Raw genomic sequence first — 14,974 nt, 5'->3', positions numbered from 1 at the left:
TTCCACGTACCTTCTTTCTCGTGACCGAGGTACCACAGCACGCTATCGACGACGCGGCACTCGTGCTCCAGAGTGCGCTGAGCGGCGACAGTGACGCGGTGGTCGGCACGTTCGACTCGGTCGTCGACCGATCCGGCATCGTCGGGGCCTACGACGTCGCCTGGTGCCTGGCCGCGACCATGGTCGGCCAGGTGCCCGCGGGCGGCGCGTGGACGCTCGACTTCCCCGGCATCGACGACGCGCGCTACGACAAGCGGTGGGTGGCCCGCTTCATCAGCGCCTACGCCAACGGCGACATCCCGACGGCCGAGGCCCTCTTCGGCGCCGCGATCGCCGACGGCCAACTGCCCGACTGCCTGCTCGCCCTGGCCGGCTCGACGGTGGCGACGTTGCGCCACCGAGCGGCTTAGCCCTTGCCGTTCTTGAGGTAGAGGGCCTTGGCGTACTGGGCGGTCGCGGCCTCGTTGTACATTGACGCCAGCGACATGTAGAACTCGTGGTCGGCCAGGGCGGCCTGCGCCTGGGCGGTGCTCTTCCACCGGATGGCCGCGTCGACCTCGGACAGGCCGCGCGCCTTGAACTGCCGGCGCATCGCCATCCGCCCGGCCCGGAACATCTCTTGCGCCTCTTCGGCGCTCTTCATCGCGGCGAAGGCTTTCTCGCAGAGCGCCTCGGCCATGCCCCAGGCCGCCTGCTCCGCCGCGTTCGTGAATGTCAACACGCCGTCCTCCTCAACCCACCCGACCGAACAAGATCGACGAACGTTGCTGCTCAGTCCACTCTTATCGACGACACACCAGGCTTCAACCCTGGTCCCGTGCCCGCTTCCCGCCCGGCCCCAAGTCGATCTCGGCAAAGGCCGGCCAGCCGATCACATCGAAGCCGCGAGAGGAAGATCGATTGATGCTGTTGCTACTTGATCTGGACAACACGCTGATCGATCGGGCGGGGGCGTATGCGGCCTGGGCTCTCGGGCGGTTCGGGGCAAGCGAAGTGCCATGGCTGGTCGAGCAGGATCGGGACGGGTACCGGACCCGGGACGAGCTGGCCGGCGTGATCGCCGAGCGGTATTCGCTGGATGCCGCGGAGATGCTGGTGGAGCTGCGGGCCGGAATGGTCGAGCAGCTCGCGCCCGACCCCCGGGTCGACGCCGCCCTGAGGGAAGTGACGGCGGCGGGGTTCGTGCCGGTGGTGGTCACCAATGGCACGGTCGCCCAGCAGGAAGCCAAGCTGCGCCGTACCGGGCTGGATCAACTGGTGGCGGGGTGGACCATCTCGGAGGGGGCCGGGGTACGCAAGCCGGATCGGCGGATCTTCGAGATCGCGGCGGCCTCGGTCGGCGCGGACCTGGCCGAGGGCGGCTGGATGGTGGGCGATCACCCCGCGTACGACATCGGGGGTGGGTTGGCCGCCGGCCTGCGCACCGCCTGGGTGTCGGCCGGGCGCGCCTGGCCGGCCGACGTCGCCTATCGGCCAACCGTAACCGGGGTGGACTGCGTCAGCGCGTTGCGGGCACTGGCTGTGGCGTGACTGCGGCGGGAGCGACCCGCCACAACGTTCCCTGGCGGACGCCGCGCAGGGTGCGGGTGGCGACGACCGTCCAGGCCGTGAGCAGCACGATGAAGAGGATCACGGCCAGGACGGTGAGCAAGGGAGAACCAGTGCGGGTGGCCAGGCCGCCGGTTGCGGTAACCACCGTTCCGACCGGGAACGTGAAGCTCCACCAGGTCAGCGAGAACGGCAGGCCGCTGCGCGCGGTCCGGATGGTGATCGACGCGGCCAGCGCCGCCCAGAACAGGGCGAACCCCAGAACCGGCACGCCGTAGAGCACGGCCAGCATCTGGGCACCCTCCGCGTACGGGCCGGGCAGCACGCCCGAGGCCGAGCGCCCCAGCAGGTGGAACGCGGTGACCGACTGGCCGAGCGGGCCGAGCACGATCCACAGTGTCGGCACCATGCGGGCCGCGCCGATCTGGTGGTTGACCAGGCGGGTCCAGATCTGCGTGATCACCACCAGGGACGCCATGAGGCTGATCCCAGCCAGGGCATAGCAGGCCAGCAGCAGGTCGCGGCCGTCGGGGACGTGCGGTACGAGCAGGGCGCCGGTCGCGGCCGAGACCATCGGCGGTACGACCGGCATCAGCCAGCCGCCGAAGGCCGCGTCGGGCGTGGTGCCGGGGCGGGTCATCATCCGGTACGGGACGGCGACCGCGACGATCAGGCCGAGCACCGTGCCGGCGGCCCACAGCACGAACGACGCCGTGATGGCGAAGCGGCCGGGGCCGAGCAGCAGCGTGCCCGCGCCGACGGTCATCAGGGCCATCGGCGGCGCACCCCAGAACTGCACCAGCACCGGGTCGTCGGCGTGGGTGGTGCCGCGGCGGGCGGTCGCGGCGAGGACGGCGACCAGGATCAACGCGGCCAGCAGCCACATCACGGTGGCGAAGGCGCGCTGGCCGGGCACCTGGACGGGCAGCGTGGCGGCCGCGGTGGCGACGATCCCGGTGCCCATGACGGAGGCGAACCAGTTGGGTCCGAACATGGGTTCAACCCTGAGGCCTTCTTGACCATCCCGGTAGACAACGATTCCGCCTGAGGTCATAACCTGCAGTTATGCCTCTGCCGTCGTTCGCCGCCGACCTGACCGGGTTCGACCTGCTGCTCAGCGTGGCCCGGCTGGGCAGTGTGGGGCGGGCCGCGGCCGAGCATCGCATCTCGCAGCCGGCAGCCAGCGCCCGCCTGCGCGAGCTCGAGCGCCGGGTGGGGCTGACGCTGCTGCACCGTACGCCGCGGGGTTCGACTTTGACCGAGACCGGCGCGCTGGTCGCCGACTGGGCCCGCTCGGCCATCGACGCGGCCGAGGCGCTGGCGGCGGGACTGGCCGCGCTGCGGGCCACCCATGAGAGCCGGCTCACGGTGGCGGCCAGCCAGACTGTGGCCGAATATCTGCTGCCGGCCTGGCTGGTCGCGTTGCGGGCGGCCCATCCGGGGCTGGCCGTCACGTTGCAGGCAGCCAACTCGGCCGATGTGGCGGCCGCGGTGCTCACCGGTCAGGTCGAGCTCGGTTTTGTCGAGGGGCCCGACCTGCCGTCGGGTCTGCAGGCCGAGGTGGTGGCGACCGACCGGCTGACCGTGGTGGTGGCGCCGGCCCATCCGTGGGCCCGTCGCCGCCGGGCGGTCACCGCGGCCGAGCTGGCCGAGGCCCCGATGGTGTCGCGGGAGGCCGGGTCGGGCACCCGGCGCGCGTTCGAGCAGGCGCTCGGTGACCTGGTCGCGGTGGCTCCGCTGCTGGAACTGTCGTCGACCACGGCCATCAAGCACGCCGTGGCCGCCGGGTCGGGCGCGGCGGTGCTCAGCTCATTGGCGGTGACGGCCGAGCTGACGGCCGGCACGCTCGTGGCGGTGCCGGCCGCAGTCCCGCTGCAACGCCGCTTGCAGGCCGTGTGGCGGGCCGCCGACCAGCTCATCGGCCCGGCCCGTGATCTCTACGCGATCGCCCGGCGGGCCTGAGTCAGGGCTCGAGGTCGATGGCGGCGGCGAACGAGCCGTCCATCTGGAACGGGACCGACTCGTGCTCGTGCACGACCAGCCAGCGTCCGTCGACGCGGCGCAGACCGAGTGTCACCCGGTACCAGAGGGTGAACGCGTCGGTGGTGCCCTTGGGGGTCGCGCTCATCGAGTCGATGCTGGTCGCGAAGGCCACGTCGCCGTCGACGGCGATCTCGAGCCGGGTCACCTCGCGCCGCGGCGGCGCCTCGAACGTGGCCAGCCACTGCTCGGTCGGGGTCGGGTCGGTGTTGCCGACGCGCTCGCTGAGCGGCGGGGCCAGGCTGTACAGGAGCATCTCGGGGGCGGCGTAGGACAGGAAGCCCCGGACGTCGCCCTCGCTCAGCCGGGCCGCCCGTCCCTCGATAACTTCGCGGATCTCTCGCATGTCGTGCTCCTTCGTTGTCAGCAAACTTCGCCCGGGACGTCGAAGCCGGACCGGCTGCTTCGACATGCTGAGTGAGGAAAAGGAGCTGACCCGTGAAATATCTGATTCTCATCCAGTCCAACCCGCGGAGCCTGGCGATCTGGGACAAGATGTCGGACGCCGAGCGGACCGCCTTCGGGCGCGGCCACCTCGAGCTGAACGAGGAAATGGCCGAGGCCGGCGTGCACGTCGCGAGCGAAGGGCTGGCCGATCCGTCGCTGGCCCGGTTCGTATCGGTGCGCGACGGAGAGACGAAGGTGCGTGACGGCGAGACGATCATCTCGGACGGCCCGTACGCCGAGGTCAAGGAGCATCTGGCCGGCTTCTACCTGATCGATGTGCCCAGCCTCGACGAGGCCGTGGCGTGGGCGGCCAAAGTGCCCGACGCGGCCAACACCGAGGTCGAGGTGCGCCCGGTCCTGGACATGAGCGGGTGGGAGTTCTGACCCCTCTGGAAGAGGTGTTGCGGACCGCCGCGCCGCAGGTGCTGGGCGCGGTGGTGCGACGCTACGGCGACTTCGACACCAGTGAGGACGCGGTGCAGGAGGCGTTGCTGGCCGCGGCCCGGCAATGGCCCAGTGAGGGGATGCCGGACGATCCGCGGGCCTGGCTGATCCGGGTCGCGTCGCGCCGCCGCATCGAGTTGCTGCGCTCCGACGAGGCCCGCCGCCGGCGCGAGGCGCTGCCGCCCGATCCGATTCCTTCGGTACGCGGTGACGACGAACTGACCCTGCTCGTGCTCTGCTGTCATCCCGCTTTGACGCCGCTCTCCCAGGTCGCGCTCACCCTGCGGGCGGTTGGCGGCCTGACCACGGCCGAGATCGGTCGCGCCCTGCTCGTGCCCGAGGCCACCGTCGGTCAGCGGATCAGCCGGGCCAAGCGCAAGATCCGTGAGGCCGGCGCCCGCTTCGTGCTGCCGGCCGACTTCGAGGAGCGGCTGCCCGGCGTACGCCAGGTCCTGTATCTGATCTTCAACGAGGGCCACACCGCCAGCTCGGGCGCGTCGTTGCACCGCGTCGAACTGAGCACCGAGGCGATCCGCCTGACCCGTCAGCTGCACGCCCGCCTGCCCCACGACGGTGAGGTAGCCGGTCTGCTGGCGCTGATGCTGCTCACGGATGCCCGTCGCCCGGCCCGCACCCGCCCCGACGGCAGCCTGGTGCCGCTGGCCGCGCAGGACCGCACACTGTGGGACCGCGCCCGGATCGACGAGGGCGTCGAGATCATCACCGCCGCCCTGCGCGACACCGAGGTGGGCCCGTTCCAGCTCCAGGCCGCGATCGCTGCCGTGCACGCCGAACCCGGCGCCACCGACTGGCCGCAGATCCTGGCCCTGTACCGCCTGCTGGAGGTGGTGGCCCCGGGCCCGATGGTCACGCTGAACCGTATCGTCGCCCAGGCCGAGGTCGACGGCCCGCAGGCCGGCCTGCGGGCGCTGGCGGAGGCCGCCCTGACCGGTCATCACCGGATCGCCGCCGTCCGCGCGCACCTGCTCGAGCGCTCCGGTGACACCACCGCCGCCCGCGACGAGTACCTGCTGGCCGCGCGGCTGACACTGAGCATGCCCGAGCGCCTCTATCTCGAGTCGAGGGCGTCTGATCTTCGTTGAAACCGGGCAGCACAAAAAGGGCGCGGGGCCCGTCAGCCACGACGTTATGACGGACGCAACGGACCGGCGGGCCCCGCTGAGACCCGCCCGGGCGTACCGGGCGGGGTCACGGCCGCAGCCACACCGCTTCGTCCCGGTGTGACTCGAGCGGCCCCGGGTAGTCGAGGTCGCGGCGGACCTTCTCCGGCAGGCGCCAGGGTTGGTGCACGGCGACGCCCTCGACTCCCTTGAGTTCGGGTACGTAGCGCCGAACGTACACGCCTTCCGGGTCGAAACGCTGGGCCTGACGGATCGGATTGAATTTGCGGTAGGGCCGGGTGTCGTTGCCGGTGCCCGCCACCCACTGCCAGTTGCCCGAGTTGTTCGGCACGTCGCCGTCGAGCAGCCAGCGGAAGAACCACTGCACGCCGGGCCGCCAGTCGACGCCCAGGTGTTTGGTCAGGAAGGCCGCGGTGATCAGGCGGGCGCGGTTGTGCATCCACCCCTCGGCCCGCAACTGGCGCATGCCCGCGTCGACCACCGGCACCCCGGTCGTTCCGTCCTGCCAGTGCTGCAGCGCGTCCTTGTCGTCACGCCACTCGATGTCGCCGTTCGGTCGCAGAGGCTTGGTCGACAACTGCGGGAAGGCCAGCGTGACCTGGTAATAGAAGTCCCGCCAGCAGAGTTGCCGCACGTACTCCTCGGCCTCCTGCTTGATCGCGGCCTGGGCCAATTCCAACGGCGAAAGACAACCGAACCGCAGGTACGGGCTGAGCCGGCTGGTGCCGTCGGCCGGCATGTCGTTGTGCAGCTCGGGATACGGGCCGATGTGCTTCAACCAGGTCGTGAGCCGCCGCCGGGCCTCGGTCTCGCCACCCCGGGCAGCGTCCGGCGACTCGCCTTTGGGGATCGCCGGCAGCCGCCCCGCCGCCACCCCGGGCGGCAGCTTGATCTTCGTGGGGGTGGCGGCCTCGTCGCGCCACTGGGCCGCCCGCCAGACGCGGTGGTAGGGCGAGAACACCCGGTACGACGCACCGCCCCCGCCCGGCCGCAGCTCGCCCGGGTTGACCACGGTCACGCCGGGAAACAGCCGCAACGCGATCCGGTGCCGCTCGCACTCCTGGCGCATCCGTTCCTCGCGGCGCCGGGCGTACCGGCTGACGTCGGCCGCCATCCCGATGCCCTCGGCGCCGGTCGTGCGGGCCAGCTCGATCGCCTCGGCCACCGGGTCGCCCGTCCGGATGACCAGGTCGCCGCCCTTCTCGCGCAACGCGGCCCGCAGGTCGGCCAGCGACTCGTGCAGGAACCGGGTGCGGTTGGGCGAGAGTTTCCCCAGGTCCGGGTCGAGCACGAACAGCGGCACGACCTGCTCGGCGTTGGCGCAGGCGGCGGCGAGGGCGGGGTTGTCACGGATCCGCAGGTCGCGGGTGAACAGCACGACGGCGGTCTTCATGCCGACGCCGCCAGCTCGACGGGGGTGCCGGCCCGGGTGAGCAGGCTGCGCGCGGCGACCGCGGCCCGGCGCCGGTTGGGCACGGTGGCCCGGCGCGCGAAGACGTCGTAGTCGTTGGCCTCGATCTCGTTGAGGATGCCGCCGTAGAGCGCGAACGCCGTCCGCATGCAGGCCTGCGAGGCCGGCTCGAGCATCACGATGCCGGGCGCGGCCGCCGTGTAGTGCTCGCGGGCCACCCCGATCTCGTACCGGATGAGCTCTTTGATCTCGGGGGTGGGCAGCTTGCGGGCGAGGTCGTCGCGGGTGACGCCGAACCGGCCCAGGTGCGATTCGGGCAGGTAGACGCGACCGCGGTCGAGGTCCTCGGCCACGTCCCGGATGAAGTTGGTGAGCTGGAACGCGAAGCCGAGCTGGCGGGCGGGTTCGCGGGCGGCGGCCGGATCGTCCGACCCCAGGATCGGCAGCATCATCGTGCCGATCACGGCGGCCGAGCCCTCCATGTAGTCGAGCAGGTCATCGTACGTTCGGTACGAAGTTTCAGTGAGATCCATCGCCATGCAGCGCAGGAAGATCGCGAAGTCGTCGACCTCCAGGTCGAAGACTGCGATGGTGTGCAGCACCGCGGGCAGCAGCGGGTCGTCCACGGGCTCGCCGCGCAGCCCGGCCACGAACGCGTCGGACCACTCGGTCAGCCGCGCCGCCCGCTCGATCGCAGGAAGTTCCCAGGTTTGATCGACGATCTCGTCGGCATACCGGGTGAATCCGTAGAGGGCGTGCACGTGCCGCCGTTTCCACGCCGGAAGGAGCCGCGTGGCCAGGTAATACGTGCGCCCGTGCCGCTTGTGCAGCTCGCGGCAGCGCTCGTAGGCAGCGGCCAGATCGATGTCCACGGGGGCCTCCGAAGAAAAAACGACGCACGAATCGACGCAACTTCAAAGCAAGGGTACGGTACTCAACGTGGCCAATGACACGCTCGAGGGAAACCGGCATCGGGGCATCCCCCGCCAGGGCGCCTCGCCGCACACGCTGATCGATGCGATCCAGGGCACGCTGGCCGATTTCCTGGCCGCCCAGATCCTGTCGCTCGACACGATCGACCCGGCCCTCGGCCGGTTCGCCCGCACCGCCCGCGACCTGGTGCACGCCGGCGGCAAGCGCCTGCGCCCGGTCTTCGCGTACTGGGGGTGGCGCGGTTCGGCCGGGCCCGACGCGCCGGTCGAGCCGGTGCTGCCGGCCTTCGCCGCGCTCGAGCTCATGCACACCTTCGCGCTGATCCACGACGACGTGATGGACGAGTCCGACACCCGTCGCGGCCGGCCCACCGCGCACCGCATCTTCGCCGGTCAGCACGAGAGCGACGGCAGCATCGGCGACCCGGCGCGCTTCGGCTCGGCCGCCGCCGTGCTCATCGGTGACCTCTGCCTCGTCTGGGCCGACCAGCTGCTGGCCCGGGCCGAGGCGCCGCCGTCGGTCCGTGCCTGCTACGACCGCATGCGCGTCGAAGCCATCGCCGGGCAGTACCTCGACGTGCTCGGCGAGAGCCAGCCCGGCGCCTGGTCGGTCGACCGCGCCCTGCTGGTGGCCCGGCACAAGACCGCCAGCTACACCATCCAGCGCCCGCTGCAGCTCGGGCTCGCGCTGACCGGCGTGACCCAACCCGAGACCGAGCAGGCGTACGGGTCCTACGGGCTCGCCGTCGGCGAGGCGTTCCAGCTCCGCGACGACCTGCTCGGTGTGTACGGCGACCCGGCCGTCACCGGCAAGCCCGCGGGCGACGACCTGCGTACCGGAAAGCCCACAGCCCTGCTGATGCTCGCCCGCAAGCTGGCCACCCCCGGCCAGCGGGCCGAGCTGCCCCTCGACCCCGCCGGAGCCGTCAACCCCGCCGACGGCTCCGGCGGCCTTACCGACGCCCAGGTGGAGCGGCGCGCTCAGATCATCACCGAGACCGGCGCCCCGGCCCGGCTCGAAGGGATGATCCAGGAGCGGGTCGCCGACGGCATCGCCGCCCTGGCCCAGGCCCCCATCCACGAGGAAGCGCGCGCCGCCCTCATCGAACTCGCGGTCCGTGTGACGCACCGCCCGGCATGATGTCCACCCGGAGGTGCACAGAATGAAAACGGTGACAGGGCCGACCGACCATGTGGTCGTGGTCGGCGCGGGACTGGGCGGGCTCGCCTGCGCCCTGCATCTGGCTGCGGCCGGACGGCAGGTGACGGTGGTCGAGCGCGAGTCCGTGCCCGGTGGGCGGGCCGGGCGGCTCAGCCTTCAGGGCTACGAGTTCGACACCGGCCCGACCGTGCTGACCATGCCCGAGCTGATCGCCGAGCCGCTGAACGCGGTCGGCGAGGAGCTGTCGGACTGGCTCGAGCTGACGCCGCTCGACCCGGCCTACCGGGCCTACTACCCGGACGGGTCCACGTTGGACGTCCGCACCGACACGGTGCGGATGGCGGCCGAGATCTCCCGGGTCTGCGGGCCGCGGGAGGCCGACGGTTACCTGCGGTTCGTCGATTTCGCGCGCAAGCTGTGGCAGCTCGAACGGCACGACTTCATCGACCGCAACCTCGACACCCCGATCGACCTGGTCAACCTCAACCTGCTCAAGCTGATCGGCCTGGGCGGGATGCGGCGGCTGCAGCCGAAGATCAACCAGTACTTCAAGGACCCGCGGACCCAGCGGATCTTCTCGTTCCAGGCCATGTACGCCGGTCTGGCCCCGCACGACGCGCTGGCCATCTACGCCGTGATCGCGTACCTCGACTCGGTGGCCGGGGTCTACTTCCCCAAGGGCGGCATGCACGCCGTGCCCAAGGCGCTGGCCGGTGCGGCCGAGAAGCACGGGGTGACATTCCGCTACGAGACCACGGTGACCGAGGTCGAGACGGTCAACGGCCGGGCCACCGCCGTCATCACCGAGGACGGCTCGCGGATCCCGGCCGACGTCGTCGTACTGAACCCTGATCTGCCTGTCGCGAAGCGCGACCTGCTACCGCAGAGGCGGCAGCGCAACCTGAAGTACTCGCCGTCCTGTGTCGTTCTGCACATCGGCTCGCGCCAGAAGTACAGCAAGATCGCGCACCACAACATCCACTTCGGATCGCAGTGGCGCGGCACGTTCCACGAGGTCATCGACAAGGGCCTGCTGATGAGCGACCCCTCGCTGCTGGTGACCAACCCGACCCACACCGACCCGTCGGCCGCGCCGGCCGGGCGGCAGAGTTACTACGTGCTCGCCCCTACCCCCAACCTGGTCGCCGGCCCGATGGACTGGCGGGGCGGCCTGGCCGAGCGGTACGCGTCGTCGCTGGTCCGCACGCTGGAGCAGCGCGGCTACGTCGGCTTCGGCGACGGCATCGAGGTGCAGCAGATCATCAGCCCGGCCGACTGGGAGGACCAGGGCATGGCCGCCGGCACCCCGTTCGCGGCCGCGCACACGTTCGCCCAGACCGGCCCGTTCCGGCCCAGCAACCTGCACCCCGGCCTGGACAACGTCGTCTTCACCGGCTCCGGCACCCAGCCCGGCGTCGGCGTGCCGATGGTGCTGATCAGCGGCAAGCTGGCCGCGGCCCGCGTCACCCAGGCGGCGTCGTGACCGCGCGCGAGGCCCACCTGGTCGAACTGGTCGACGCCGAGGGCCGGGCGCTCGGCACAGCCACGGTTGCCGAATCGCACCAGGCGCCGGGCCGGCTGCACCGGGCGTTCTCGGTCTTCCTGCGCGACGAGTTCGGGCAGGTGCTGCTTCAACAGCGGGCGGCCGTGAAGACCAGGTTCCCGCTGCGCTGGGCCAATTCGTGCTGCGGTCATCCGCTGCCGGGCGAACCGTTGCCGGTCGCCGCGTCCCGGCGGCTGATCGAGGAACTCGGTGTCGAGGGGGTGGAGCTGACCGAGGTCGGCGTCTACGCCTACTACGCGGAGGACCCGGCCACCGGGCGCGTCGAATACGAGTACGACCACGTGCTCGTCGGGGACCTGCCGGCCGGCGTGCACCCCACGCCCGACCCGGACGAGGTCGCCGACCTGCGGTGGGTCTCGGTGCCGATGCTGCTGGCCGAGATCGAGAGCGATTCCCGGTCGTACGCGCCGTGGCTGCTCGGCGTGACCCAGCGCTTGGCGCTCGAAGCCCGGCCGGCCCAGCTCGATGGCCGGTGACGGACTCACCGCGGGGGCCGTGGCCCGTCGCCTCGGGGTGGCGGTCACCACATTGCGTACGTGGCACCAGCGGTACGGCCTGGGGCCGAGCGAACACGTGTCGGGTCACCACCGGCGCTACACCGAGCAGGACCTAGACCGACTGCAGGTGATGCGGCGGCTCACCGCGCAGGGCGTCGCGCCCGCCGAAGCCGCCGCCTGGGCGCAACGAGCACCGCTCGGCCCCGACGAGGTCGTCGTGCCGCACACGCGTGACGGCGGCGGTCACGCCATCGCGCTCGGCTCGGTCACGCCGGCCGCCCGGGGCCTGGCCCGAGCGGCCATGCGCCTGGACGGGCCGGCCATGCGCGACATCCTCGAGATGGTGGTGAACCAGCACGGCGTGATCCGGGCCTGGGAAGAGGTGGCCATGCCGGTGCTCATCGGGATCGGCGAGCGCTACGAGGCCACCCGCCGCTTCATCGAGGTCGAACACATGATTTCCCGTACGGTCACCGAGGTCCTCGGGGCCGTCCGGCGCCCCGACAGTTCGGCCTCGCCCCGGGTGCTGCTGGCCGCGGCCGACGAGGAGCAACACACGTTGCCACTTGAAGCGCTGGCCGCCGCCCTGGCCGAAGCGGGGGTGCCGAGCCGCCTGCTCGGCGCCCGGGTGCCTCCGGCCGCCCTGGCCGACGCCATCGACCGCACGGGCCCCACGGTGGTGGTGCTGTGGTCGCAGACGCCGGTCTCGTCCGACCCGGCCCAGCTGGCCCAGGTCGCCGCGGCCCCCCATCCACCGCTGCTGACCGCCGCCGCCGGCCCCGGCTGGCCCGCCGAACTACCCGACGGCGTGGTCCAGCTCACCGGCCTCACTGACGCCGTGGAAACGATCGCCGCCGCCGCGCGCTGACGTTCGTCCTGGTCAGCGCCTCGCCGCCCGGAAGGGAATACCGGTTTGGAGCCGGGGCGGTGGATCACGTATGCTTTCCAAGCCTCAAGCGGGGGCCCGGTTGGGGTCAAAGCCGAATAGCATTGCAGACGTGCAATACTGACGGCGTTGCCCTCATCGTCTAGTGGCCCAGGACGCCGCCCTTTCAAGGCGGTAGCACGGGTTCGAATCCCGTTGGGGGTACTGGTAAGTTAGCGGCCAGCACGGTTCGCTAGACTGACCGAGCAAGGCATGAAGCAGTAAAGCAAGATGTAAGAGCAGCAAGTGGCAAGAGCGCAGCAAGTGGCAAGAGCAAGGTCCTGTGGAGCAGTTGGAGTGCTCGCCGCCCTGTCAAGGCGGAGGTCGCGGGTTCAAGTCCCGTCAGGACCGCAAAGCATCAGCAAGGCCAGGTAGCTCAGTTGGTACGAGCGTCCGACTGAAAATCGGAAGGTCGGCGGTTCGACCCCGCCCCTGGCCACCAGGCTCTTCGCCGGGCACTGAGTGATCGTCCACCTGCGGAAACGCACGGTGGACGTTTTGCTTTCCGGCTCTTTCATGACGGTGCCCGCGACGCCGGGTCTTCGGCGACGTCGTGGGCACCGGCACGTGCGCAGAATCGGTCGGGCCGGGCGCCGGTTGAGAACTTTCAGCGCGGCAGTGCGGCTTCGACGCGATCGAGCACGGCGAAGTCGGACAGGCGGCGGCTCACGTACGCGATGGCCAGGCCGCGGGCGGGGTCGGCATAGCCGGCCGAACCGCCCAGGCCGCCGTGGCCCCAGGTGCCGTCAGGCTCGATCTGCACGCCCAGGCCCCACGTGGTCTCCTCCCCGATGAACAGGTCCGGGCCCGTGTACTGCGGAATCGCCAGGGGTGGCAGCTCGCCGGCGAGCAGGGCGGCGTAGAAGCGGGCGATGCCGGTGGCGCTGGCGTGCAGGTTGACCGCGGGCACCGAGGCCCGGCGCCAGGCGGTGCTGTTGATGACGTCCAGCTCCCGGGCACCGGGTGGGTTGGTGATCGCGCGGTTCTTGGCCGAGCCGGGGGTGCCCGCGTTGCGCTCCGGCCAGTCGGGGGTGTCGAACTCGAGGTCGGCGCAGCGGGCGATGTCCTGATCGGACAGAGCGAAACCGAAGTCGTACGGGAGCTCCTCGGCGACGAACCGGGCCGGCGACCGGCCGTCGGTGCGGCGGACCAGCTCGCCCAGCAGATGGCCGTACGTCAGGGCGTGCTCGGCGGCGATGCTGCCGGGCTCGAACTCGGGGGCGGCCGCAGCCAGGTCGGCGCAGAGCAGATCCCAGTCGCTGTAGGCCGAAGTGGGGCGAGGCACCGGGAAGGACGGGAGGCCGGCTGTGTGCGAGAGGACCTGGCGTACCGAAGCGGGGGTCTGGAAAGACGGCCAGTAGCGGGACATGGGCGCGTCGAGATCGATCACGCCCCGCTCGGCCAGCAGCACTACCGCCAGGGCGATTACCGGCTTACCGGTCGAATAGACGTTGACCAGGGTGTCCGTGCGCCATGGATCGGTGCCGGCCGCGTCCCGCCAGCCCTCGACCAGCTCGACGACCGGTTCGCCGTCGCGCAGGATCGTCAGCGCCGAACCTCCGCGCGGGTCAGTGGCGAAAGCCTCGCCGACAGCCTCGAAACCAGGTGTGATCACGCCATTCATGACCGGCACGCTATGCGTTCGGAGCGTTTCGTGGGCACCTCAGTGGGAACCCGACCTGTCATGCAGCTTTTCAACCGGCTCGAGACGACCCGCTCGTTCGACGGTGTGATCGACAAGGCGCAGGCGGCGATCATCGCGACGCCCGAACGCCTACGGGACACGCTGCACGGGGTGTGGCTCGGTCATGCCCTGCACCCGGTGCTGGTGCAGGTGCCGGTGGGCGCTTTCATCTCGGCCGGCATTCTCGACCTTCTGCCTGGTCAGCGTCGTGCGGCGACGCTCCTTATCGCGGCCGGCACAGTCGGTGTGGCCCCCGCGGCCGCCGCCGGCTGGACCGACTGGTCCCAGATGACCAAGGACAAACAACGGGTCGGCCTGGTTCATGCGACGGCGAACGTGGTGGCGGTCGGCCTTTACGCGGCCTCGCTGGTCGCGCGGTTGCGCGGGCGTCCGGGCCGGGCGCTCAGCTTTGCCGGCCTGTCGGTGGCTGGGCTGGGTGCTTATCTGGGCGGCCATATTTCGTACGCACGAGGGGGCGGGACCAATCAGGCGGCGCCCGACCTCAACCGCGTGCCGGCCGAGTGGACGTCCGTGGGTTCGCTCGCGTCGCTGCCCGAGGGCAAGCCGGCCGTACGAACGGTGGGCGACGTTCCGGTGCTGCTGTGGCGCCGGGGCAACACCGTGACCGCGATGCTCGAGCGCTGCTCGCACGAGACCGGGCCGTTGGGCGAGGGCGAGCTGGTCGGAACCGGGGACGACGCGTGTGTGGTGTGCCCGTGGCACGGCAGCACTTTCCGGCTGCGCGACGGGGTCGTGGTGCACGGGCCGGCAGCCAATGACCAGCCGCTGCTGCGCGTGCGGGTCGAGGCGGGCCAGGTCGAGGTGGCCCAACCTTGACCATTTCCCTGCGCTGACCTGCTCTTACGCGCAACACTGGTACCCGATTTGGAGCCCAGGGAACGCGCGTGTAATGTTTTGCGAGCCGGCAGGGAAACGGACGCGGCAGCGGAGAGATCCGCAAGCGGACGTCCTGCCAAATCCTTCGAACTGCGGATCGCAGCTATGCTGCGCGCTTCAGGACGCGGGGTTACTGGGACGAAGTGGCACCAACCGGGAGAAACCGGTTGACAACGCCAGGAAGACCTAGTAAAGTTAAGCGAGTGCCCCGGAGCGGTTAGCCGGGTAGCGGTTGTTCTTTGAGAACTCAACAGGGTGCTTGATAAGCCAGTGCCAATTAA

At 70.8% G+C, this 14,974-nt stretch carries 16 protein-coding genes and 3 tRNA genes; 13 read left to right on the top strand and 6 right to left on the bottom strand.

Features of this window, described 5'->3' with window-relative positions; genetic code table 11:
- The first annotated feature begins 20 nt into the window (after positions 1-20).
- Positions 21-410 carry a hypothetical protein gene (locus M1L60_RS38190; protein WP_253242457.1) on the top strand — a complete coding sequence of 130 codons (390 nt, stop codon included), beginning with the start codon at positions 21-23 and terminating at the stop codon, positions 408-410.
- Here the strand turns inward: M1L60_RS38190 and M1L60_RS38185 are convergent.
- Positions 407-721 (bottom strand): hypothetical protein, encoded by a 315-nt coding sequence (locus tag M1L60_RS38185; RefSeq protein ID WP_253242456.1) that lies wholly within the window; start codon positions 719-721, stop codon positions 407-409. The genes M1L60_RS38190 and M1L60_RS38185 overlap by 4 nt on opposite strands.
- Before the next feature lie 182 nt (positions 722-903).
- On the opposite strand from M1L60_RS38185, the gene M1L60_RS38180 reads away from it, so the two are divergent.
- Positions 904-1,530: an HAD family hydrolase gene (locus M1L60_RS38180; protein ID WP_253242455.1), complete on the top strand. Its 627-nt coding sequence runs from the start codon at positions 904-906 to the stop codon at positions 1,528-1,530.
- Here the strand turns inward: M1L60_RS38180 and M1L60_RS38175 are convergent.
- Positions 1,499-2,542, bottom strand: coding sequence for a TDT family transporter (locus tag M1L60_RS38175; RefSeq protein ID WP_253242454.1), 1,044 nt, complete (start codon positions 2,540-2,542; stop codon positions 1,499-1,501). The genes M1L60_RS38180 and M1L60_RS38175 overlap by 32 nt on opposite strands.
- A 71-nt stretch (positions 2,543-2,613) precedes the next feature.
- On the opposite strand from M1L60_RS38175, the gene M1L60_RS38170 reads away from it, so the two are divergent.
- A complete protein-coding gene (locus M1L60_RS38170) occupies positions 2,614-3,510 on the top strand; it encodes a LysR family transcriptional regulator (protein ID WP_253242453.1) in 897 nt (298 codons plus the stop codon).
- 1 nt (position 3,511) lies between these two features.
- Here the strand turns inward: M1L60_RS38170 and M1L60_RS38165 are convergent, their stop codons facing one another.
- Complete coding sequence (locus tag M1L60_RS38165; RefSeq protein WP_253242452.1) at positions 3,512-3,934, bottom strand: YybH family protein; 423 nt, start codon at positions 3,932-3,934, stop codon at positions 3,512-3,514.
- Between the two features lie 92 nt (positions 3,935-4,026).
- On the opposite strand from M1L60_RS38165, the gene M1L60_RS38160 reads away from it, so the two are divergent.
- On the top strand, positions 4,027-4,419 hold the full coding sequence (locus M1L60_RS38160) for a YciI family protein (protein WP_253242451.1): 393 nt from the start codon (positions 4,027-4,029) through the stop codon (positions 4,417-4,419).
- Positions 4,407-5,582 (top strand): RNA polymerase sigma factor, encoded by a 1,176-nt coding sequence (locus M1L60_RS38155; protein ID WP_253242450.1) that lies wholly within the window; start codon positions 4,407-4,409, stop codon positions 5,580-5,582. The genes M1L60_RS38160 and M1L60_RS38155 overlap by 13 nt, the downstream gene beginning before the upstream one ends.
- Positions 5,583-5,688: 106 nt before the next feature.
- On the opposite strand, the gene M1L60_RS38150 is transcribed toward M1L60_RS38155, so the two are convergent.
- Both M1L60_RS38150 and M1L60_RS38145 read right to left on the bottom strand, forming a co-directional pair.
- Positions 5,689-7,014 carry a cryptochrome/photolyase family protein gene (locus M1L60_RS38150; protein ID WP_253242449.1) on the bottom strand — a complete coding sequence of 442 codons (1,326 nt, stop codon included), beginning with the start codon at positions 7,012-7,014 and terminating at the stop codon, positions 5,689-5,691.
- Complete coding sequence (locus tag M1L60_RS38145) at positions 7,011-7,904, bottom strand: phytoene/squalene synthase family protein (protein ID WP_253242448.1); 894 nt, start codon at positions 7,902-7,904, stop codon at positions 7,011-7,013. Before M1L60_RS38145 ends, M1L60_RS38150 begins: the two co-directional genes overlap by 4 nt.
- A 67-nt stretch (positions 7,905-7,971) precedes the next feature.
- Here M1L60_RS38145 and M1L60_RS38140 point away from each other — a divergent pair, with 67 nt between their 5' ends.
- The 7 genes from M1L60_RS38140 (at position 7,972) to M1L60_RS38110 (ending at position 12,554) form a co-directional block, all read left to right on the top strand.
- Positions 7,972-9,105: a polyprenyl synthetase family protein gene (locus M1L60_RS38140; RefSeq protein ID WP_253242447.1), complete on the top strand. Its 1,134-nt coding sequence runs from the start codon at positions 7,972-7,974 to the stop codon at positions 9,103-9,105.
- Between the two features lie 22 nt (positions 9,106-9,127).
- Positions 9,128-10,609: a phytoene desaturase family protein gene (gene crtI / locus M1L60_RS38135; RefSeq protein ID WP_253242446.1), complete on the top strand. Its 1,482-nt coding sequence runs from the start codon at positions 9,128-9,130 to the stop codon at positions 10,607-10,609.
- The gene (gene idi, locus M1L60_RS38130; protein WP_253242445.1) at positions 10,606-11,166 is read left to right on the top strand and encodes an isopentenyl-diphosphate Delta-isomerase; all 561 of its coding nucleotides are present in this window, start codon (positions 10,606-10,608) and stop codon (positions 11,164-11,166) included. Before crtI ends, idi begins: the two co-directional genes overlap by 4 nt.
- Complete coding sequence (locus M1L60_RS38125; RefSeq protein WP_253242444.1) at positions 11,156-12,055, top strand: MerR family transcriptional regulator; 900 nt, start codon at positions 11,156-11,158, stop codon at positions 12,053-12,055. The genes idi and M1L60_RS38125 overlap by 11 nt, the downstream gene beginning before the upstream one ends.
- A gap of 149 nt (positions 12,056-12,204) precedes the next feature.
- Positions 12,205-12,277 (top strand) — tRNA-Glu (locus M1L60_RS38120).
- A gap of 112 nt (positions 12,278-12,389) precedes the next feature.
- Positions 12,390-12,463: transfer RNA gene (locus M1L60_RS38115), tRNA-Asp, on the top strand.
- A gap of 14 nt (positions 12,464-12,477) precedes the next feature.
- A tRNA-Phe gene (locus tag M1L60_RS38110) sits at positions 12,478-12,554 on the top strand.
- Between the two features lie 165 nt (positions 12,555-12,719).
- On the opposite strand, the gene M1L60_RS38105 is transcribed toward M1L60_RS38110, so the two are convergent.
- A complete protein-coding gene (locus tag M1L60_RS38105; protein ID WP_253242443.1) occupies positions 12,720-13,736 on the bottom strand; it encodes a serine hydrolase domain-containing protein in 1,017 nt (338 codons plus the stop codon).
- Between the two features lie 60 nt (positions 13,737-13,796).
- Here M1L60_RS38105 and M1L60_RS38100 point away from each other — a divergent pair, with 60 nt between their 5' ends.
- Positions 13,797-14,633 (top strand): Rieske (2Fe-2S) protein, encoded by an 837-nt coding sequence (locus tag M1L60_RS38100; RefSeq protein ID WP_253242442.1) that lies wholly within the window; start codon positions 13,797-13,799, stop codon positions 14,631-14,633.
- Positions 14,634-14,974 lie beyond the last annotated feature (341 nt).

The organism is Paractinoplanes aksuensis (assembly GCF_024137025.1).
Lineage (GTDB): Bacteria > Actinomycetota > Actinomycetes > Mycobacteriales > Micromonosporaceae > Actinoplanes > Actinoplanes aksuensis.
The sequence above is the reverse complement of the archived record's forward strand: the minus strand, read 5'-3'. Positions and strand labels throughout refer to the sequence as shown.